Annotated in this window: 20 protein-coding genes; 9 read left to right on the top strand and 11 right to left on the bottom strand. The window is 64.3% G+C overall.

The features are described from left to right. Positions 1-2 precede the first annotated feature (2 nt). The 6 genes from C8D03_RS04385 to C8D03_RS04360 form a co-directional block, all read right to left on the bottom strand. On the bottom strand, positions 3-2,477 hold the full coding sequence (locus C8D03_RS04385; protein WP_108051199.1) for a heavy metal translocating P-type ATPase: 2,475 nt from the start codon (positions 2,475-2,477) through the stop codon (positions 3-5). 102 nt (positions 2,478-2,579) lie between these two features. Beyond that, on the bottom strand, positions 2,580-3,002 hold the full coding sequence (locus C8D03_RS04380) for an OsmC family protein (RefSeq protein WP_068178557.1): 423 nt from the start codon (positions 3,000-3,002) through the stop codon (positions 2,580-2,582). Then, a complete protein-coding gene (locus C8D03_RS04375; RefSeq protein ID WP_108045168.1) occupies positions 2,987-3,223 on the bottom strand; it encodes a thioredoxin family protein in 237 nt (78 codons plus the stop codon). The genes C8D03_RS04380 and C8D03_RS04375 overlap by 16 nt, the downstream gene beginning before the upstream one ends. A gap of 16 nt (positions 3,224-3,239) precedes the next feature. Beyond that, entirely contained in the window at positions 3,240-4,304 is a 1,065-nt protein-coding gene (locus C8D03_RS04370; protein WP_108045167.1) for a permease, read from the bottom strand. Further along, positions 4,301-4,627, bottom strand: coding sequence for an ArsR/SmtB family transcription factor (locus C8D03_RS04365; protein WP_108051197.1), 327 nt, complete (start codon positions 4,625-4,627; stop codon positions 4,301-4,303). Before C8D03_RS04365 ends, C8D03_RS04370 begins: the two co-directional genes overlap by 4 nt. Before the next feature lie 122 nt (positions 4,628-4,749). Next, complete coding sequence (locus C8D03_RS04360) at positions 4,750-5,331, bottom strand: hypothetical protein (RefSeq protein WP_146170078.1); 582 nt, start codon at positions 5,329-5,331, stop codon at positions 4,750-4,752. Between the two features lie 14 nt (positions 5,332-5,345). Here C8D03_RS04360 and C8D03_RS04355 point away from each other — a divergent pair, with 14 nt between their 5' ends. After that, on the top strand, positions 5,346-5,948 hold the full coding sequence (locus tag C8D03_RS04355; protein WP_146170077.1) for a Crp/Fnr family transcriptional regulator: 603 nt from the start codon (positions 5,346-5,348) through the stop codon (positions 5,946-5,948). Between the two features lie 132 nt (positions 5,949-6,080). Here C8D03_RS04355 and arsJ read toward each other — a convergent pair whose 3' ends face one another. Both arsJ and C8D03_RS04345 read right to left on the bottom strand, forming a co-directional pair. After that, positions 6,081-7,331 (bottom strand): organoarsenical effux MFS transporter ArsJ, encoded by a 1,251-nt coding sequence (gene arsJ / locus C8D03_RS04350; protein ID WP_108045164.1) that lies wholly within the window; start codon positions 7,329-7,331, stop codon positions 6,081-6,083. 5 nt (positions 7,332-7,336) lie between these two features. Further along, on the bottom strand, positions 7,337-8,380 hold the full coding sequence (locus C8D03_RS04345) for an ArsJ-associated glyceraldehyde-3-phosphate dehydrogenase (protein ID WP_108045163.1): 1,044 nt from the start codon (positions 8,378-8,380) through the stop codon (positions 7,337-7,339). Between the two features lie 134 nt (positions 8,381-8,514). On the opposite strand from C8D03_RS04345, the gene C8D03_RS04340 reads away from it, so the two are divergent. The 7 genes from C8D03_RS04340 (at position 8,515) to C8D03_RS04310 (ending at position 14,082) form a co-directional block, all read left to right on the top strand. Next, complete coding sequence (locus C8D03_RS04340) at positions 8,515-9,033, top strand: arsenate reductase ArsC (RefSeq protein ID WP_108045162.1); 519 nt, start codon at positions 8,515-8,517, stop codon at positions 9,031-9,033. Next, positions 9,030-9,926 (top strand): arsenate reductase/protein-tyrosine-phosphatase family protein, encoded by an 897-nt coding sequence (locus C8D03_RS04335; protein ID WP_248308343.1) that lies wholly within the window; start codon positions 9,030-9,032, stop codon positions 9,924-9,926. The genes C8D03_RS04340 and C8D03_RS04335 overlap by 4 nt, the downstream gene beginning before the upstream one ends. A gap of 77 nt (positions 9,927-10,003) precedes the next feature. Continuing rightward, positions 10,004-10,351 carry an ArsR/SmtB family transcription factor gene (locus C8D03_RS04330; RefSeq protein WP_108045161.1) on the top strand — a complete coding sequence of 116 codons (348 nt, stop codon included), beginning with the start codon at positions 10,004-10,006 and terminating at the stop codon, positions 10,349-10,351. Positions 10,352-10,454: 103 nt separating this feature from the next. After that, positions 10,455-10,868, top strand: coding sequence for an arsenate reductase (glutaredoxin) (arsC, locus tag C8D03_RS04325; RefSeq protein ID WP_108045160.1), 414 nt, complete (start codon positions 10,455-10,457; stop codon positions 10,866-10,868). Continuing rightward, positions 10,865-11,596 carry an arsenical resistance protein ArsH gene (arsH, locus tag C8D03_RS04320; RefSeq protein ID WP_181300659.1) on the top strand — a complete coding sequence of 244 codons (732 nt, stop codon included), beginning with the start codon at positions 10,865-10,867 and terminating at the stop codon, positions 11,594-11,596. Before arsC ends, arsH begins: the two co-directional genes overlap by 4 nt. A gap of 73 nt (positions 11,597-11,669) precedes the next feature. Continuing rightward, complete coding sequence (locus C8D03_RS04315) at positions 11,670-12,974, top strand: arsenic transporter (RefSeq protein ID WP_108045158.1); 1,305 nt, start codon at positions 11,670-11,672, stop codon at positions 12,972-12,974. Positions 12,975-13,029: 55 nt separating this feature from the next. After that, positions 13,030-14,082 (top strand): ArsO family NAD(P)H-dependent flavin-containing monooxygenase, encoded by a 1,053-nt coding sequence (locus tag C8D03_RS04310; RefSeq protein WP_108045157.1) that lies wholly within the window; start codon positions 13,030-13,032, stop codon positions 14,080-14,082. Positions 14,083-14,193: 111 nt separating this feature from the next. On the opposite strand, the gene C8D03_RS04305 is transcribed toward C8D03_RS04310, so the two are convergent. From C8D03_RS04305 to C8D03_RS04295, 3 genes are read right to left on the bottom strand one after another with little or no spacing between them, the layout of a single operon-like run. Next, on the bottom strand, positions 14,194-15,342 hold the full coding sequence (locus tag C8D03_RS04305; protein WP_248308342.1) for an MFS transporter: 1,149 nt from the start codon (positions 15,340-15,342) through the stop codon (positions 14,194-14,196). 32 nt (positions 15,343-15,374) lie between these two features. Further along, positions 15,375-16,781: an NAD(P)-binding domain-containing protein gene (locus tag C8D03_RS04300; RefSeq protein ID WP_108045155.1), complete on the bottom strand. Its 1,407-nt coding sequence runs from the start codon at positions 16,779-16,781 to the stop codon at positions 15,375-15,377. Between the two features lie 44 nt (positions 16,782-16,825). Continuing rightward, positions 16,826-17,143, bottom strand: coding sequence for an ArsR/SmtB family transcription factor (locus tag C8D03_RS04295; protein WP_108045154.1), 318 nt, complete (start codon positions 17,141-17,143; stop codon positions 16,826-16,828). Positions 17,144-17,704: 561 nt separating this feature from the next. On the opposite strand from C8D03_RS04295, the gene C8D03_RS25995 reads away from it, so the two are divergent. Beyond that, on the top strand, positions 17,705-18,454 hold the full coding sequence (locus C8D03_RS25995) for a hypothetical protein (RefSeq protein WP_146170076.1): 750 nt from the start codon (positions 17,705-17,707) through the stop codon (positions 18,452-18,454). Positions 18,455-18,468 lie beyond the last annotated feature (14 nt).

Raw genomic sequence — 18,468 nt, 5'->3', positions numbered from 1 at the left:
TCTCACGCTTTCGCGCTCCGGTCGCGGTATGCCAGCAGGCGCAGTGCATTCGCCACCACAAGAAGCGTCGAGCCCTCGTGGAAGACGACGGCGGCACCGAGTTGCAGGCCGAAGAGTGTTGCTGGCACCAGCACGGCGACCATGCCGAGGCTGATCCACAGGTTCTGCTTGATCGTCCGGGTCGCTTGCCGGCTGAGGCCGATAACGAAGGGCAAGCGGCTGAGCTCGTCGCCCATCAGTGCGACATCTGCGGTTTCCAGCGCGACGTCGGAGCCAGCGGCGCCCATGGCGATGCCGACCGATGCATGGGCCATGGCGGGCGCGTCATTGACGCCATCGCCCACCATCGCGACGTCCTGCTGCGATCGGAGCTGTTTGATCAGCTCGACCTTGCCATCGGGCATGAGATCGCCCCATGCCTCATCGAGCCCGACCTGCTTGGCGACGGCGTCGGCGACCTGCTTGTTGTCCCCGGAGATCATGATCATCCGCGAGATGCCGAGCGCGCGCAGTTGCGTGATCACGCCCGCCGCATTCGGACGGGGCGTATCCATCAAGCCCAGCACGCCGAGATAACGCTGCCCGCTCCGGACCACCATGGTGGTCCGCCCCTGCTGTTCGAGCCCTTTGACATGGGCCTGGAGATCGGGCGGCAGGCTGGGGCCGTCGATCTCGTCGAACAGTGCGGCCTTGCCGACGAAGACATCATCGCTGCCGATGCGCGCCGCCAGACCGCGTCCGGTGATGCTGCGGAGGTCTTCCGCCTTTGCAGAGGGTGCGTCGTTCGCCAGGCGCAGGCGTCCATCCCTGACAACCGCCGCGGCGAGGGGGTGATCGCTGAGATCCTCGACGGCGATGGCCACGGTCAGAAGCTCGGCCTCGGTCACGCCTGTCATCGCGATCACATCCGTCAGTCGCGGCTTGCCCTCGGTGAGGGTGCCGGTCTTGTCGAAGGCAATCGCCGCAATCCTGCCGAGACTCTCCAAAGGCCCACCGCCCTTGACGAGGACGCCGCCCCGCGCCGCACGGGCGATCCCTGAGAGAACGGCGCTGGGGGTCGAGATCGCCAGCGCACAGGGGCTGGCGGCCACCAGCACGGCCATGGCGCGGTAGAAGCTGGCCGCGAAGGGCTCGTCGATCACGAGCCAGGCCAGGAGAAGAAGACCCACACCGAGAAGGACCACAGGAACGAAGATCCGCTCGAACCGGTCGGTAAACCGCTGGGTCGGCGATTTCTGCGTTTCGGCTTCGCTGACCATGCGGACGAGACGCGCCAACGTGCTGTCGGCGGCAGCGCGCGTGACCTGAACATCCAATGCGCCAGGGCCATTGATCGTGCCGGCGAAGACAATGCTGTCGAGCCGTATCCCCTGCGGGTTGAGGCCCGCCCGCGCGATATCGTCCACGGGTTGCTTGTCGACCGGCACGCTCTCGCCAGTGACGGGGGCCTGGTCGACGCTGCTGGATCCCCAAGTCACGAAACCGTCGGCGGGAATGCGTGTGTTGGGCCGGATGACAATCGTTTCGCCGATGGCGAGATCGGCAATCGGGACCTCTCGGACGGAGCCGTCGCGGCGAACCTCGGCCGTCGGTGGCGCCAAGTCGGTCAAAGCCGTGATCGCGCGCCTGGCACGACCCATCGCATAATGTTCCAGCGCATGGCCGATGCTGAACAGGAATAGCAGCAGCGCCCCTTCGGCCCACTCGTCGAGCGCCGCCGCGCCGGCCGCGGCAACCAGCATCAGAATGTCGATCTCAAAGCGCCCGGCGCGCAGGGTGTCGATCGCCTCGCGCAATGGAAAATAGCCTCCTGTCGCATAGGCGCCGAGATACAATGCAAGCGGCAGCCAGGCGGGCAGCCCGGACATGAAAGAGAAGGTAAAGCCGCCCGCCAGCAGCACGCCGCAGGCGATGGCGAAGATCAGCTCGCTGTTCTCTCCGAAGGGCCCGCCATGTCCGTGTTCGTGGTCATCTTCGTGCCCATGCCCATGGTCATCGTCTGAGACAGGCTTCGCGGCGGGTGGCGAAGGCTCAGCAACCACAAGGCCCTGGTCTGCCAAGGACTGGCGAATAACGGTCTCGGTCGTCAGTTCACGGTCGAACTCGACGCGCACTGGCCCACCGACCGTGGCGACAGCCTCGATGACACCGGGCAGTCGCTGCAGATTCATCGAAACGGTGCGGGCCCGGGTCGCATAACGCACCCCGTCGGTCTTCAGGAGCAGATGACCAAAGCGCTTCGTCAGGCGCGCGCCAGCCGCCTCTGCGATCTCCCGGATGCGGCTGACGCTCAAGGCGTCGGGATCATAATGCAGACAGAGCCTGGCCGGATCGTCGCCGGACATCGGGATGACATGGACGTCTAACACGCCCTGCCGGCCGGCCAGTTCCTCGACGAGGCGGCCGACGCAGGCATCCTTCTCGTCGGGCAGTTCGGGAAGAAGGACGGGCAGGTCCAGTCGAAGCCGTTCAAAGATGGATGGGGTCAAATCGTTGGTATCTTTCCCGGCTCGGGGCGAAGGCGCCACCATGCCCGGTCCAAGACATCCTGGGCCGTCTGGAGCCATTCTTATGGTCAGCTATATCGTCGACCTGCGGATCAGACCCTGCAGCCGCACGGCTTGCGCGATCGTATTGGAGATCGTCCCGTATTTGCGGACGTTCTTATGCAGCAGTTCGAGGCGCTGATCGGTTTCGTCGGTATCGACGACGAGCTCATAGTCGATGCTGACGATCTTCGGCGGGCTGTCCTGGCGGACGCCGTGCAGCTTCACCTCAACGCCGCGCAGCGCGAACTGGATCATCGGCGTCACCCGCTCGATGCCTTTGAGCATGCAGGCCGCGACGGCCGCAAGCAGCAGTTCCGCTGGGTTGAACGCGTCCGGTCGCCCGGCCAGATCGGTGTCGAGCACCATCTCGGCCTGCTTCGTCGACGCGACGCCGCCATGCGCGTCGACGCGTCGCGCCTCGACGCGGTACTCCAGGTTTATGCCGACAGCCATTTCGCGAGATCCTCCGCCTTGGGCAGGCCGCCGGCATGGACGACCTTGCCGTCGATCACGATACCCGGCGTCGACATGATGCCGTAGCCGGCGATCGCGGCGTAGTCGGTCACCTTCTCGACCGAGACGGCCACACCTTGGCGGGCGGCTTCGGCCGTCACCATTTCTTCGGTCGCCTGGCAGCGCTTGCAGCCGGGGCCGAGCACTTTGACTTGCTTCATGGTGTTGAGCCTTCGGTCAGGTGAAGAGGAGGTTGAAGAGTAAGCCCACGGCGAGGATGCCGGTGGCGACGACGCCGACGAAGACCGCGATCAGCTTTAGGCTGAGCACCTTTCGCAGGATGATCATTTCCGGCAGCGACAGCGCGATCACGCTCATCATGAAGGCGAGCACCGTTCCCAGCGCCGCGCCCTTGCCTAGCAACGCCTCGACGACCGGGATGATCCCTGCGGCATTGGAATACATCGGCACGCCGAGGAGGACGGCGGCAGGAACCGACCACCAAGCATCCCTGCCCATGATGGTCGCCAGCAGCTCGGCCGGCACATAGCCGTGGATAAACGCGCCGGCCGCGATGCCGGCGATGATCCAGGCCCAGACCTTGCCGACGATCTCGCGGACGGCCTCGATTCCGGCCTTGATCCTGTCGACGATCGTCAGCCGGTCGATCGGCAGATCGACCTCGCCCAGGCGCACGTCCCTCACCCATTCTTCCAACCAGCCTTCAAGACGTAGCCGACCGATGACCCAACCCGACAGGATGGCGATGCCAAGCCCGAAGGCGAGATAGGTGAGCGCCACCTTCCAGCCGAGCAGCGCGAAAAGCAGGCCGAGCGCGACCTCGTTGATCATCGGAGCGGCGATCAGGAAGGAGAAGGTGATCCCAAGCGGAACGCCCGCCGAGACGAAACCGACGAAGAGCGGCACGGCCGAGCAGGAGCAGAACGGCGTGAAGATCCCCAGCGTCGCCGCAGCGACGTTACCGACTCCCTCGCGACGCCCGGCCAGCAGCGCGCGCGTCCGTTCGGGCGAGAAGAAGCTGCGCACCATGCCCATGCCGAAGACGACCAGCGTCAGCAGCATCAGCACCTTCGGCGTGTCGTAGAGAAAGAACTTGGCGGCCTCAAAAGCCTGGGTCCCCGGCGCAAGGGGGAGCTCTGTTACCGCCCATTCCGAAAACGGGAGGAGTTGGCCGTAAACCAGGAACCAGAGCGCGACGAAGGCCAGGACACCGCCGGCCCAGGCGAGCTCACTGGGTTCCGGGGTTGTGTCCCGGCGCGGCTCGGCGACATTGGGGGTCATGTTGCGTTCTTTCGTTTTGCATCTGATGCCACCGACAGGGCCTCTCGTGCATTGATCGCCGTCAAAACGGCGTCGAGGATCGCATCGAGCTCTGGAGCCAGGTCGGGATGGCGCCGGTAGCGCACCCATTGCGCATCGCGCCTGTCGGTCACGACCCCCGCGGCCTTGAGTACCGCCATATGCCGCGACATGCGCGACTGCGTGGCGCTCAGGAGCTCCATCAGCTCGCAAACGCAGTGCTCGCGCCCATCGGCCAGCAGGCGCATCGCCCTCAGCCGCGTTGGTTCCGACAAGGCAGACATGAAGGTCGAGAGGTCGATCATGAAGACATCCGAATATGCGCTTAAGCGCATCTAATAAGGCGCCCGATCGTTTACAAGACTGCCCAGACCACCTGCCTCTTCGCCTGAGGTCACTGCGCGACGGATGAATACGAACGCGGCCCTCAATGATGAGGATGGGCGCCCCGTGCGATCATCAGGTGATGGTCCTGATGGTGCATGCCGCGCGTCATGACCCCGATGAACCCCAGCCCCTTCAGCTTGGCCAGGTCCGCGGCTGGAACCCTGACCGACGTGGTCGCCCCGCCCTCAATTTGAGCCGCAGCAAGCTGCCAGCCACCGACGTTGTTCATCGTGGCGGCGTGGGCGAGCGCCATGCGGCGAATGGCATCCCTCACCGGTGGCTCGCCTGTCACAGTGAACATCATCCCGCCATCGATGGGCTCGGCCTTGACCTCGGAGAGAAGCGTGACGGCGCTCATATCCGCGAGATGCTGCCGGAGCGCCTCGATGTTGACCGTCGACCAATCGGTCTTCGGATCGGCTTCCAGGATTTCGACGATCTCCTGAATGGCTGCGAAAGCACCCTGTCCCGGCTGAACCGGTGAGGCGGCTACGACGCCATGTTGTTGACCCATCTGCTGGGCAGGGGGCGAAGCATGGCCGCCATGAGAATGACCAGGATGAGACTGAGCCAACGCAGCGGCTGGAACGAGCGAGGCGATGAGAGCAAGTGCGCGGATCATGATGATCTCCCTGTGTGACAGACGCTTTGCATGTCGCGGCGTCCTCCAACATGATCGTGATCATGTTCGCCACGCTCGCCCCGATCCTTGCCCGGCTGCCGCTGCATGACTGCGAGTTTTCGGCCGGGGCGGCCCTGTTCCACCGGGGCGACAGCGTGGTTGGCCTGCACATCATGCGCGAAGGCACGGCTCACCTGATCCGCCATCAGGACGACGGCGCTGCCCTGATCCTGCAGCGCGCGCGGCCCGGCGCCGTCCTCGCCGAGGCGTCGCTTTATTCCGCCCGGTACCATTGCGATGCCCGTGCCGAGACGCACGTCAGAACAGGGATGGTGCTCAAGCCGGACCTGTTGCGGGCGCTGGAGACCGATGTCGCGGTCGCCTCCGCCTGGGCGAGCCATCTGGCGCATGAGGTTCAGCGCGCGCGGCTTCTGTCCGAGATACTCTCGCTCAAGACGGTGAAGGCGCGGCTGAGGGCCTGGATCGTCTGGAACGGCGCTCTGCCGCCCAGGGGGCAATGGCACATGATCGCGACCGAAATCGGTGTGACCGCGGAGGCGTTCTACCGCGAGATCGCCCGGGAACGACGGGCCGCCGACCCCGCCGGCGACAGCTAGGGTTTCGCGCCCTCTGTTAGCCGGTTCTCACCCAGGCGCGACCGCGAGCAGCGAGAGGCAAAGCAACAGAGACGGCGCAATCTTGGTCGCAAGACGAGCGACGCTGCGCACTCGTACGCTCCAAGGAGCAGATTAGCTTGAAGCACCGGCCTCGCTGGGCTTGATCTGCAGAGGCAGGGCCATCGTCGCGATGAAGCAGGCCATCAGCATCAGACCTGACCCAAGCAGGCACGCATAGAGCCCGCCCGCCTGGTAGAGCAGCCCAGACAGAAGGGTGCCGCTGAACCGCCCGAGCGCGTTGGCGGCGTAGTAGAAGCCGACGTCCTCGGCCGACTTCTCCGAGCCGGCATAGGCCAGGATGAGGTAGGAGTGGACCGAGGAGTTCACCGCGAAGGCGAAGCCGAACAGCCCCAAACCAAAAATCAGGACGAGGTCGGGCCGCAGGCTGGTGCCGCAAGCAAGAAGGGCCGCGATGGCGAAGGGTATGAGCGCCAATCCGAGCGACCAGCCCCGCGCGGCCGGGACCTCGCTCGACAGGCCGTCGCGGCTGCGACGGACGAAGGACGGCGCGGCCGCCTGGACCAGCCCGTAGCCGATCGTCCAGACCGCCAGGAATGTGCCGACCATCGTGAAGGTCCAGCCCGAGGCGTAGAGGAACACCGGGACACCCACGACGAACCAGACATCCCGCGCGCCGAACAGCGCGACGCGTGCGAGAGCCAGCAGGTTGACGCTGCGGTTCTTGGCGAACAGCTCGCGCGCGCTCTTGCTTGCCTTGGCCTTGCCCAACATCGCCGGCAGAGAGGTGACGACGCCGAATAGGATCAGCGCAAGCATGACCGCCATCGCCCAGAGTGCGCCCCTGAACCCCAGCGCTTCCAGCAACAGCCCGCCGAGGAAGAAGCCGATGCCCTTCATCGCGTTCTTCGAGCCGGTGAACCAGGCGACCCATCGGAACAGCCGGCCTTCGGCTTCCTCCGCCTTCGCGTTGGCCTCGGCCACCTTGATTGCCGATTTCGAGGCCGTCTTGGTCAGGTCCTTGGCGACGCCACAGATGCCTTGCGCCATCACCACCCAGGCGACCGAGGCCGCCGCCGTCCATTCGGGAGATAGGCCCGAGAGCAGGAGGAAGCCGAGGATCTGCGTGGTCAATCCGACCGCCAGCATGCGCGTGATGCCGTAGCGCGCCGCGAGCCAGCCGCCGATCAGGTTGGCGGCGATGCCCGCCGCCTCGTAGAGCAGGAAGAGCAAGGCCAGCGTGAAGGGCGAGTAGCCGAGCCGGAAGAAGTGCAGCAGCACGAGCATGCGCAACGCGCCGTCGGTTAGGGTGAAGCCCCAATAGGCCGCGGTGACGATGGCATAGTTGCGCGAGCCCTCGGTCATACGCGTCAGATCCCGACCTGTTCGAGATGGCAGGCGAGATCGACCATGCGGCAGGCGTAGCCCATCTCGTTGTCGTACCAGGCGTAGACCTTCAACATCGTCCCGTCGGTGACCAGCGTCGAGAGCCCGTCGACGATCGAGGAGCGCGTGTCGCGCTGGTAGTCGATCGACACGAGCGGCCTCGGCTCGAACCCGAGGATGCCGGCGAGCGGTCCCCGTGCCGCGTCCTCGAACAGGGCGTTGACCTCGGCGGCCGTCGTCGCGCGCTCGAGCTCGAAGACGCAGTCGGTCAGCGAGGCGTTAAGGACGGGGGCGCGCACGGCGTGGCCATCTAGCTTGCCCTTGAGCTCGGGGTAGATCAGCGCGATCGCGGTGGCGCTGCCCGTCGTCGTCGGCTGGAGCGAGAGCATCGCCGAGCGCGCCCGGCGCAGATCCTTGTGAGGTGCGTCCACAACCACGTTGGTGTTCGTCGGATCATGGATCGTGGTGATCTGGCCGTGCCGGATCCGCAGATTCTCGTGCACGACCTTCACCACGGGCGCCAGGCAGTTGGTGGTACATGAGGCGGCCGTGACGATCGGGTGCGCTGCCGGATCGTAAAGGTGCTCATTTATCCCGACGACGACGTTCAGGACGGATGCGTCCTTCACCGGCGCGGCCACGATGACGCGTCTGGCGCCGCGCTTCAGATGGCCTTCGATAACGGCCGGCGTCAGGAATTTGCCGGTGCATTCGAGCACGACATCGACGCCGAGATCACCCCAGGGAATGTCGCCCGGTGCAGCCTCTGCGGAGAAACCCATCCGCCGCCCGTCGATCCGGACCGCGGCCTCGCCTTCAGGCCCGATATCGGCACGCCAGCGCCCCTGCATGCTGTCGAATTCGAGCAGATGGGCGGTCGCGGTCGCACCGCCCTTGATCTCGTTGAGATGCACGACATCGAGCCGGTTGCCGGCGCGCGGATCATCGCCCTGCCGCTGCGCCGCGCCGAGCGCCGCCCTCAGAGCCAGGCGCCCGATGCGCCCCATGCCGTTGATGCCGACCCGCATGATTCATGCTCCATCCGATGATCCCGAGTGGTGAATCACCTGAACGGGGGCATAATGTCAATATGTCGCTTGACGACGACATGTAATTCGAGCAGCATTTATGTCGACATCAACCGACATGACGAGATAGAAACATGGAAACGGCTCCTCTCAAGGTTCTCTTCGTCTGCAAGGGCAACCATGCACGCTCGATCATGGCGGAATCCATCATGCGGCGGCTCGCCGGCGACAAGTTCACCGTCTTCAGTGCCGGCTCGCAGCCCCGGCCCGAGATCAGCCCATTCGTCGTCCGGCTTCTGCAGTCCCTGAACCACGACATGACCACCCTGCATCCCAAGAGCTGGAACGAGTTCGCTAAGGCCGACTCGCCGGATCTCGACTTCGTATTCACGTTGTCGGAGACCGCCGCCAACGCGGTTCCTCCGTCCTGGCCAGGCAACCCGATGACCGCGCTCTGGACGTTGCCCGATCCGGCCGCGTTCGAGGGCGAAGACGTCCAGAAGGCCCTTGCCTTCGCGGATGCCTATCGCATGCTCAACAACCGCATCTCGATCTTCTCAAGTCTGCCGCTGGCAACTCTCAAGGGCATGGCCTTGCAGCACAGGCTCGACGCGATCGGGAAGGACACAACAGAGAAGGAAGACGCCGCGTGACGTTAGGGCCCGAGGCCGTGAGGCTCGATTCCACCGACGCGGTCGGGTTGCTCGCTGCGTTGGCGCAGCCGACGCGGCTGGAGATCTTTCGGCTCCTGATGCGGTATCGACCTCATGGCCTCGCCGCCGGCGACATCGGCCGGCTCCTCGCCGTCGCTCACAACACGCTGTCCTCGCATCTCGGCGCGCTCGAACAAGTCGGACTTTTGGTGTCGCGACGCGAGGGCCGTCACATCATCTTCGCCGCCCAGGCCCCTCGCGCCGACGCTCTCGTAGCCTTCCTCTCGGACGCCTGCTGCACCGAACGACCGGCGGTACGCATGGGCGACGCTGCCGCCATTCCAACACGTCGAGAATACGTCGCGAGCGATCATCCCTTGCGGGTGCTCGTCGTCTGCACCGGCAATTCCGCGCGTTCGATCATGGCCGAAGCTGTCCTCAACCGAGAAGGCCTCGGTCGGATCCATGCCTTCTCGGCGGGAAGCCGCCCACAGGAGGCACCGCATCCGCTTGCGCTCGGCCTGCTGGAAGAGCTCGGCTACGACGTCTCGGCTATGCGCTCAAAGTCGTGGGACGAGTTCCTTGGGCCGGAGGCGATCGAACTCGATCTCGTTATCACGGTCTGCGACGACGCGGCGGAGGCGGAGTGTCCTTCCTTCCCGGGTGTGCCGATGCGGGTGCACTGGGGGCTGGACGATCCGGCTGCCGCATCGGGACCGGCATCGGCCAAGCGTGCCGCCTTCTTGCAGAGCTATCGCGACCTGACAGCGCGCGTCACCGCTTTCGTGAACCTCCCCTTCGAGGAGATGTCTCTGGGGGAACTCCAGCCGGTACTGTCGGCCATCGGCCGGATGGACGGTGCGACGGAAAAGTCGCTCGATCAGGCGGCCTGAGCCCGTCCCGGGAAGGCCGCCGAATGGCACCGATAAAAATACTTGTATCCTACAATTATATTTGTAGTATTGATCGTATGAACGATGATCAGGCTGTAGCCTCTCTCTCTGCGCTAGCCCATGTCGACCGCCTGGCCGCTTTTCGCCTGATGGTGAAGGCGGGCCCGGAAGGGCTGCCTTCCGGCGAGATCGCAGAACGCCTTGCCATTCCGCCGACCCGCATGAGCTTCCATCTTGCGACGCTGGAGCGATCGGGGCTCGTGGCGTCACGTCGCGACGGCCGCAGGGTTCTCTACGCCGCAAGCTACAATGACATGCGGAAGCTCCTCAGCTTCATCACCGAGGACTGCTGCGGTGGTGACGCGGCCTTCTGCGGGGATCTTGTCTCTCTCGCCAGCCCGTCCTGCAGTCCGGCGAGGAGCTGACTGGTCCTGGGGCGACCTATTCGGAGCAGCCCCCTCCAGCCATCCGACCGAGGCGCTATCGCCCCCGCCCGCGCGTGCACCTTCCTGACTACAAAGGTTCGTCATGACGATCACGGTCTACCACAACCCCGCCTGCGGGACCTCGCGCAACACGTTGGCGATGATCCGGCATTCCGGTGAGGAGCCTTGGGTGATCGAGTACCTGAAGACGCCGCCGACCCGGGAAACCCTGGTCGCGCTGTTGGCGGCAATGAAGCTCAAGCCCCGCGACATTCTGCGCGAAAAGGGCACACCCTATGCCGAGCTTGGCCTCGATGACCTGTCTCTGAGCGACGATGCGCTCCTGGATGCGATGATGGCGCACCCAATCCTGATCAACCGGCCTATCGTCGTGACAGACAAGGGCGTCAGGCTCTGCCGCCCCTCCGAGCTGGTGCTCGACCTGCTCGTTCGGCCCGTTGCAAGCTTCACAAAGGAAGACGGCCAGGTCGTCGGCTCAGCGGGCAGGAGGCCATGACCGCGATGATCCCAAACGGGAACGACCTTCCGAACGTTGCCGTCTGTCAACTGAAGCCGATCGATGTGCCGACGCTTGCCGGCGACGATGCCACCGATCACCCGCCACGCATCCTGGTGCTCTGTGGCTCGATCCGGGAGCGCTCCTATTCGCGCCTTGCCGCGGAGGAAGCCGGGCGCCTGCTGCACTGGTTCGGCTGCGAGGTCAGGACATTCGACCCCCGAGGCCTGCCGCTCCCCGACGGCGCCGAGCCCGATCATCCCAAAGTCGCGGAGCTGCGCGATCTCGCCGACTGGGCTGAGGGTATGGTCTGGGTCAGCCCTGAGCGCCATGGCGCCATGACGGCGATCATGAAGGCACAGATCGACTGGATTCCTCTCAGCCTCGGCGCCAAACGCCCGACGCAGGGCAAGACGCTGGCTCTCATTCAGGTCAGCGGCGGCTCGCAGAGCTTCAACGCTGTCAACCAGATGCGCATCCTCGGCCGCTGGATGCGGATGATCACCATACCCAACCAGTCCTCCGTGCCGAAGGCGTTTCTCGAATTCGACGAGGCCGGCCGCATGAAGGCGTCGCCGCTCTACGACCGCATCGTCGATGTCTGCGAAGAGCTGGTGAAGTTCACCCATCTGACACGGGGGCGTTCCAGCTATCTCACGGATCGCTACTCTGAGCGCGTCGAGAGCGCGGAAGCGCTCATGAGGCGGGTCAATCAGCGAGCGATCTGACACACGCCTCACACCGGACCGGTGAGCCTCCTCATGCGTCGGCTTTGCGGCGCAGTTTCAGTCGGATATCTCCATGCTTGCTCTCGCCATCTTCGTGGCCACGCTCATCCTTGTCATTTGGCAGCCTAAAGGTCTCGGCATCGGCTGGTCGGCACTCGGCGGCGCAGGGGTTGCCATGCTCGCCGGTGTCGTCGGCTGGGCCGATCTCGGCACGGTCTGGCACATCGTCTGGGACGCGACTTTCACCTTCGTCGCGCTGATCGTCATCTCACTCATCCTCGACGAGGCCGGCTTCTTTGCCTGGGCGGCATTGCATGTCGCGCGCTGGGGCGGCGGCAATGGGCGGCGACTCTTCCCGCTCGTCGTTCTGCTCGGCGCCGCAATCGCGGCCTTCTTCGCCAATGACGGCGCGGCCCTTCTGCTTACCCCGATCGTCCTCGCCATCTTGCTGCGCCTGGATTTTCCGCCAGCGGGCGCGATGGCCTTCATCGTCGCCTGCGGCTTCGTCGCGGACACGACCTCGCTGCCACTGGTCATCTCTAACCTCGTCAACATCGTCACAGCCAACTACTTTCAGATCTCCTTTGCCCGCTACGCGGCGGTTATGGTGCCGGTCAATCTGGTGTCGCTTGCGGCCACGCTCGTCGTGCTGTGGATCTACTATGGCCACGACATCCCGACGTCGTATGCGGTCGGTGATCTCGAAGAGCCCAGCGCCGCGATCAAGGACAAGGCCGTCTTCCGCGCGGCCTTCCCGCTGCTCGGGATCCTGCTCGGCGCGTATTTCGCGACCGCGCCGCTGGGCATCCCGATCGCATTCGTGACAGGCGCGGCCGCGCTGGTCCTCGTCGCCATCGCAGGGCGCTGGTTCACTGGGGGGGAAGGTGCCATCGTCTCGGTGCCGAAGGTCGTGCGCGAGGCTCCGTGGCAGATCGTCCTGTTCTCGATCGGGATGTATCTCGTGGTCTACGGCCTCGGGAACGCCGGCCTGACTGACATCGCGGCGGGCGTGCTGGTTTGGCTCGCCGACAAGGGCACCTTTGTCGCGACGGTCGGGACCGGGTTCGTCGTCGCCCTGCTGGCCTCGGTGATGAACAATATGCCCGCCACCCTGGTCGGCGCCCTCGCCATCGACCGGGCCGACGTCGCCCCCTTGACCCAGGAACTGATGGTCTACGCCAACGTCATCGGCAACGACCTCGGGCCGAAGTTCACGCCCATCGGCTCGCTCGCAACGCTGCTGTGGCTCCATGTCCTTGCGGGCAAGGGCCAGACCATCACCTGGGGCCAGTACATGAAGGTCGGCCTCGTCATCACGCCGCCAGTCCTGCTCGTCACGCTCGTGGCGCTCTGGCTCTGGCTGCCGGTCATCTCGTGATGGCGGCGAGAGCGCGAGGGAACGAATTCCGCGTCCGTACAGGTAATGGACACCTATGAGCGACGTGCTCGACGTGGCCGTCATCGGGGGCGGACAGGCTGGGCTCGCCTGTGCCTATTTCCTGCGGAGGGCCGGTCTCGGCTTCACCATCCTGGATGGCGAGCAGAGAGCGGGCGGCGCTTGGCTCCATGCCTGGGATTCGCTGCGCCTCTTCTCACCGGCACAATGGAGCTCTCTGCCCGGCTGGCCGATGCCGGCGACCGAGGACGGCTATCCCACACGCGATGCGGTCATCGATTATCTCAGCCGATACGAGGATCGCTATGGCCTGGCCGTAGAACGCCCGGTCGAAGTGGAAGGTGTCACGCGAGATGGCGGCCGGTTCACGCTCGCGACCAACAGGGGACTGCGGCAGGCGCGCGCCGTGATCAGTGCCACCGGCACGTGGAGGCATCCGTTTCGGCCGGCCTACCCGGACCAACATCTCTTCCAGGGTCGTCAGCTTCATTCGGCGCAGTACCGGTCTCCAGGCGAATTCGCAGGCCAGCGCGTGCTCGTCGTGGGCGGCGGCAACTCCGGGGCCCAGATCCTGGCCGAGCTGTCACTGGTCGCTGACGTCACGTGGGTGACGCCGACGCCACCTTCGTTCCTGGCCGACGACGTGGACGGCCGCGTCCTGTTCGAACGCGCAACTGCGCGTTGGCGGGCGGCACAGGAAGGCCGTTCGATCGATGTACCAGCCGGCGGGTTCGGCGACATCGTGATGGTGCCCCCCGTCAAGGAAGCCCGGGCGAGAGGAATTCTGCACTCCGTCTCGCCCTTTGCTCGGTTCGTAGAAGATGGCGTGGTGTGGCGCGATGGCAGCCGGTCCCATGTCGATGCCGTGATCTGGTGCACGGGATTCCGCCCTGCGCTTGCGCATCTGACGCCACTCGCATTGGCTCAGGACAATGGCAGCGTCACGACAAACGGCACACGATCGGTGGACGAGCCGTTGCTCTGGCTCGTCGGCTATGGAGACTGGACCGGTGCCGCCTCCGCCACATTGATCGGCGTGATGCGGACCGCCCGGACGACGGTGGCCGAGATCGTAGAGGCCTTGGCCTAACGCCATACCGGGCTCGTGGAACTGCGATGTCAGGCAACCTGGCATCGGGGATGCGCTGTCTTGTCAGCAGACCTGCCGCGATGGGGAAAGAGCGGCGATCGTTAGAGAAGCCTAAGGCCGTGGCTCGCGCTCTCGGGCGTGAACGCAGAGGAGAGCAATCAGCGCAAGGATTCCGAGCCCACTGGTGAGCCAGATGGCGTGGACGCCATAGCGATCGAGGGCGAAGCCGAAGATCAGCGGGGCTGCCGCCTGGAGGGCACGCCCGGGCCCTCCAATGAGGCCTTGCGTCAGCCCATATCCCACGGGCCCAAACAGGGCGAGCGGGAGCGTCCCCTTCGCGATGGTCAGCACGCCGTTTCCGGCCCCGTGCAGAAAGGCGAAGGCGTAGGCGCCGGGCGCCCCCAGCCAGAGAAGGACGGCAGCACCAATCGGGTGCGTCAACGTCGCAAGCCGCGTCGAGACCAGCGGATGGAAACGCCGCAGCAACGTGAATTCCAAAATGCGCGCCGCGACCTGGGCAGGCCCGATCAGTGCGCCAGCGCCGACCGCGACGGCCGTCGTTGCTCCCGCCGCTTCGAGCAGCCTTGGAAGATGAGCCGCCATCGCCGTGCTGCTGAACCAGGTCACTGCGAAGACGAAGGCGAGCAGCACCATGGTGAGCCGCGCGCGGGCGGGCACGGCTTCGCCCGCATCTGCCTTGGTCACGGAAGCAGTCGGCACGGCGAGGTTCCCAGCCGGAAGCCAAGCGTTGAGCGGCAGGGCCAGAAAAAGGTGAAGGCCTGCCCATCCGAAACAGGCGACGCGCCAGCCATAGCGGGCTTCCATCAGCGCCGAGAGCGGCCAGCCGACGGTGCTGGCGAAGCCGGCGATCAGCGTGATCCCCGTGATCGGAGACCGTGCCTCGCGCCCATAGATGCAGGCCAAAGTGGCGAAGGCCGCCTCGTACAGCCCGATACCCATCCCGAGCCCGACGATGAGCCAGCCGAGCCAGAGCAGAAGAGATCCCTGCGCCAGTGCCATGCAGGCGAGCCCGGTGGCGAAGATCAGGTTGGACGCGATCAAGATGCCTCGGCCGCCATGGCGGTCGATCATCATGCCGGCCCAGGGGCCGACGATCGCAGAGACGACCATCGCCGCTGAGAACGCGGCGAAGACCATGACTGGGCTGATGCCGAGATCGGACGCCATCGGCGTCGCCAGCACGGCGGGCAGGTAGTAGGTCGAAGCCCAGGACACGGTCTGCGCCGTGCCCAGGGACATTACGATCGCGGTCGTCGGTCGGCCAGGCAAGCTCATGCGCAGCAGCGCGCCGATGCTGGTTCCACCGGCTCGACCTTGGTGCTGCAGCCGCAGCCCGAATGGCCAGCCTCCTTGGCCCGGGCGTCGTCGGCACAGCAGGCATCCGTCGCTGCCGGAGCCGGGCCGCCGCAGCAGCTCGACGCGGTCGTTTTAGTGCCGCCCGGCGTCGCACTGCAGACGCCGGTCTCCGGCAGGACCAGCTCGACGCGTCGGGCCGCTTCATGATCCCCGGCAATCTCCGCAACGATCGAGCGAACCTGTTCGTGTCCGGTCGCGAGCAGGAAAGTCGGCGCCCGCCCATAGGACTTCATCCCGGCGATGTAGAAGCCGGGCTCAGGATGGGCGAGCTCGGCCGCGCCATGCGGGCGGACGGTGCCGCAGGAATGCTCGTTCGGGTCGATCAGCGGGGCCAGCGCCGGTGTGCATTCGAGCGCCGGATCGAGCTGGACGCGCAGCTCCCGCAGGAAGCCGAGCTCCGGTCGGAAGCCGGTAGCGACGACGAGTTCATCCGCGGGGATGGAGCGACCATCATCGGCGATCAGGCGCAAACCGCTCTCACTCGTCTCGATCCGGTCGAGACTGAATGCCGTGGTGACGGCGATGCGCCCCTTTTGGACGAGATTTGCGATCCGCATGCCCAGCTCGCCTCGCGCCGAGAGCTGGTCGGCGGCCCCTCCGCCGAACGCCTTGGCGACATCCGGCCCGCGATAGAGCCATGTGATCGTCGTGCCGGGTGCTTCGTCCTGCAGTTCGGTCAGGGCAGTCAGCGTGCCGATCGCGGAGTGCCCGCCGCCCAGGACGGCGATGCTGCGGCCGGCATAGCGCATACGGTCATCGCCGAGGATATCGGGCATGCCGTAGCTGATCCGCTCGGCTGCCTCCGTCTCGCCGATGGCCGGCAGCCCACCTGCGCCGGCCGGATTGGGCGAGAACCAAGTCCCAGAAGTGTCGATGACGGCATCTGCCAAAACCGTCTTGTCGCCGGCGCCGTTGCGATAGCGCACGGCAAACGGCGCATGTTCCCGGCCGGCCGACTTCACCTTGTCGAACCCCAGGCGCGAAACCGCGAGGACACTGATGTTCACATGGATGGCGTCCCGCAGAGGCGTCCTTTCCGCCAATGGGATGAGATACTGGTCGAGGAGGTCGCCGCCGGTCGGATATGCGTCCGGGGATGGACGGTTCCAGCCGGTGGCCATGAGCAGTCGTTCGGCTGCTGCATCGACGTCATAGGCCCACGGCGAGAACATCGGTACATGGGACCACTGCCGCACGGCATGGCCGACGGTCGGACCTCGCTCGAAAACGATAGGTGTTAAGCCACGCTCGACGGCATGGGCGGCTGCGGCCAGACCTACGGGCCCGGCACCGATGATCGCGATCGTCTTGGTATAGGCCATCTCACTCTCCGTCTTTCCGGAATTATCGAAATTACTGGCAAAAATTAGGCGGCGTTTGGCTCCGCCGCATGGCACCGTTCATCGACACAGCATTCGGCGACGAGGAAACCAACCAGCGCGTTCATGACATCGTAGTTGGCTCGGCAGATCAGAGTTCGGCTCTGTCGTTCCTGCGTGACCAGCCCTGCATGGATTAGCGCCTTCAAATGAAACGAAAGAGTCGATCCCGCTATGGCGAGGCGCTGCTGACACTCGCCGACCGAGAGTCCGCCATGCCCGGCTCTGACCAAAGTCCGATAGAGCAAAAGCCGGGTCGGGCTCCCCAGCGCCTCAAGTTGTGAAGCTACCTCGTTCGTATCCATGAGGGTATGCTGAACGAGGTTCCCAGACTCGTCAAGCCATATTTCTGGTTTTATGGAATTTGGACGGTCAGGCCTGAATGTTTGGATATGGTGCCCGAGCACGGAGGCTCAGTTGCGGGCCAGGAAGGCGCGAGGCGATGAGACGTCATTTCGAGGAACCGGTACGCGGATGCAACAAGGAGGACGGCATGGGCTGCTTGAATGAGTGCGCCAAGATCTCGGGGAGTGGCCCTTCAAGCACCATTCAACAGTTCAAACCGATTAACCCATAGTATGCTGTCTCTGGCGGCGTTCGCTGTGGGTGGTTGCCAAGCTCAGATTCGAGCGAGACAATGGGTTGATGTTGATTCGGGGCCGGCTTTCTTGCCTCCCAACAGGTGGCAACTGCATCAAGCCGATGGTGCAGGCAACAGGGTATGCGGGATCAGAGCCCTGGCCAGACGCGGTGAGTGCGCCACTATCGAGGTGGCTTAGACCGGGCGCCCGGAGCACAATACAGCCGTACGACAGGCGATGTTCGACCTGGCGCGATCTCACCCTATTCATTGCGGGAGATCGCTCATGTCATCGACGCACGAGAGTTTGTTGATATCGACCACGAGAAAAGTGGTCATAATAAAAGATGGCTCCGTCGAGCCTGTCTTCATCTGGGTAGGCGTTACTTCGTCGCGAGAGGCTGCTTCAACAGCTGCGCTCGAAGCTATGAGGTCAGTGTTTTATTTTTCGACGGGAATTGAGAATAACAATACACAAAACTGGCTTTCAAATTTGCGCATTAATATTAATACTGAATGGGAAGAAACTTATTATATTCCTCCTGATACGACGGTCGAATGGCAAATCGGGCCACGCATGTCGATGTGTATTGATGAATATATTGCGGCGAGATTTTCTAATTTCGATAATCAGGAAATCACATCGATCGTTGAATGCGTTATTGCAGAAGATTCAAATTATATCAAAATTCCGGCAGACTCTGAGTTTTCGTTGTATATTTCTGATGCCGGCTACGCTGGATATAAAAACATATCGGTTGTAGCAGATCATTCTATTGATGGTGAATCGCATTTCTGTCCTTTGGATGATGATACGGTATTCGTCCTTATATCGCTGAGCTTCATTTTTGACCTTGGCAATTGGCACAGTCCGTCGATGCGGAAGCTTGATATCGTCCCTGCGCAGTCGGCGACCCTGCGGGCAGCGAGACGCGCTATGGCTCCCAGCCTTACACAGCAAGCGATTGCATTCCTCAGGAAGTGGGGCGGGGACATTGCTGCAGACCGCCTAGAGGCTCGGGCGCGCACCAGTTAGAACCCGTTCCGTTC

The organism is Bosea sp. 124, from assembly GCF_003046175.1.
Lineage (GTDB): Bacteria > Pseudomonadota > Alphaproteobacteria > Rhizobiales > Beijerinckiaceae > Allobosea.
This window is presented reverse-complemented; position numbering and strand designations above follow the sequence as displayed.

What these genes read in the sequence shown, in the direction of transcription:
- C8D03_RS04330 (WP_108045161.1), top strand. Translation starts at nt 10,004, where the DNA reads ATGAACGATGATCAGGCTGTAGCCTCTCTCTCTGCGCTAGCCCATGTC.
- C8D03_RS04345 (WP_108045163.1), bottom strand. Translation starts at nt 8,380, where the DNA reads ATGCGGGTCGGCATCAACGGCATGGGGCGCATCGGGCGCCTGGCTCTG.
- C8D03_RS04295 (WP_108045154.1), bottom strand. Translation starts at nt 17,143, where the DNA reads ATGGATACGAACGAGGTAGCTTCACAACTTGAGGCGCTGGGGAGCCCG.
- C8D03_RS04315 (WP_108045158.1), top strand. Translation starts at nt 11,670, where the DNA reads ATGCTTGCTCTCGCCATCTTCGTGGCCACGCTCATCCTTGTCATTTGG.
- C8D03_RS04300 (WP_108045155.1), bottom strand. Translation starts at nt 16,781, where the DNA reads ATGGCCTATACCAAGACGATCGCGATCATCGGTGCCGGGCCCGTAGGT.
- arsH (WP_181300659.1), top strand. Translation starts at nt 10,865, where the DNA reads ATGACCGCGATGATCCCAAACGGGAACGACCTTCCGAACGTTGCCGTC.
- C8D03_RS04375 (WP_108045168.1), bottom strand. Translation starts at nt 3,223, where the DNA reads ATGAAGCAAGTCAAAGTGCTCGGCCCCGGCTGCAAGCGCTGCCAGGCG.
- C8D03_RS04365 (WP_108051197.1), bottom strand. Translation starts at nt 4,627, where the DNA reads ATGATCGACCTCTCGACCTTCATGTCTGCCTTGTCGGAACCAACGCGG.
- arsC (WP_108045160.1), top strand. Translation starts at nt 10,455, where the DNA reads ATGACGATCACGGTCTACCACAACCCCGCCTGCGGGACCTCGCGCAAC.
- C8D03_RS25995 (WP_146170076.1), top strand. Translation starts at nt 17,705, where the DNA reads ATGTCATCGACGCACGAGAGTTTGTTGATATCGACCACGAGAAAAGTG.
- C8D03_RS04380 (WP_068178557.1), bottom strand. Translation starts at nt 3,002, where the DNA reads ATGGCTGTCGGCATAAACCTGGAGTACCGCGTCGAGGCGCGACGCGTC.
- C8D03_RS04370 (WP_108045167.1), bottom strand. Translation starts at nt 4,304, where the DNA reads ATGACCCCCAATGTCGCCGAGCCGCGCCGGGACACAACCCCGGAACCC.
- C8D03_RS04360 (WP_146170078.1), bottom strand. Translation starts at nt 5,331, where the DNA reads ATGATCCGCGCACTTGCTCTCATCGCCTCGCTCGTTCCAGCCGCTGCG.
- arsJ (WP_108045164.1), bottom strand. Translation starts at nt 7,331, where the DNA reads ATGACCGAGGGCTCGCGCAACTATGCCATCGTCACCGCGGCCTATTGG.
- C8D03_RS04305 (WP_248308342.1), bottom strand. Translation starts at nt 15,342, where the DNA reads ATGTCCCTGGGCACGGCGCAGACCGTGTCCTGGGCTTCGACCTACTAC.
- C8D03_RS04310 (WP_108045157.1), top strand. Translation starts at nt 13,030, where the DNA reads ATGAGCGACGTGCTCGACGTGGCCGTCATCGGGGGCGGACAGGCTGGG.
- C8D03_RS04340 (WP_108045162.1), top strand. Translation starts at nt 8,515, where the DNA reads ATGGAAACGGCTCCTCTCAAGGTTCTCTTCGTCTGCAAGGGCAACCAT.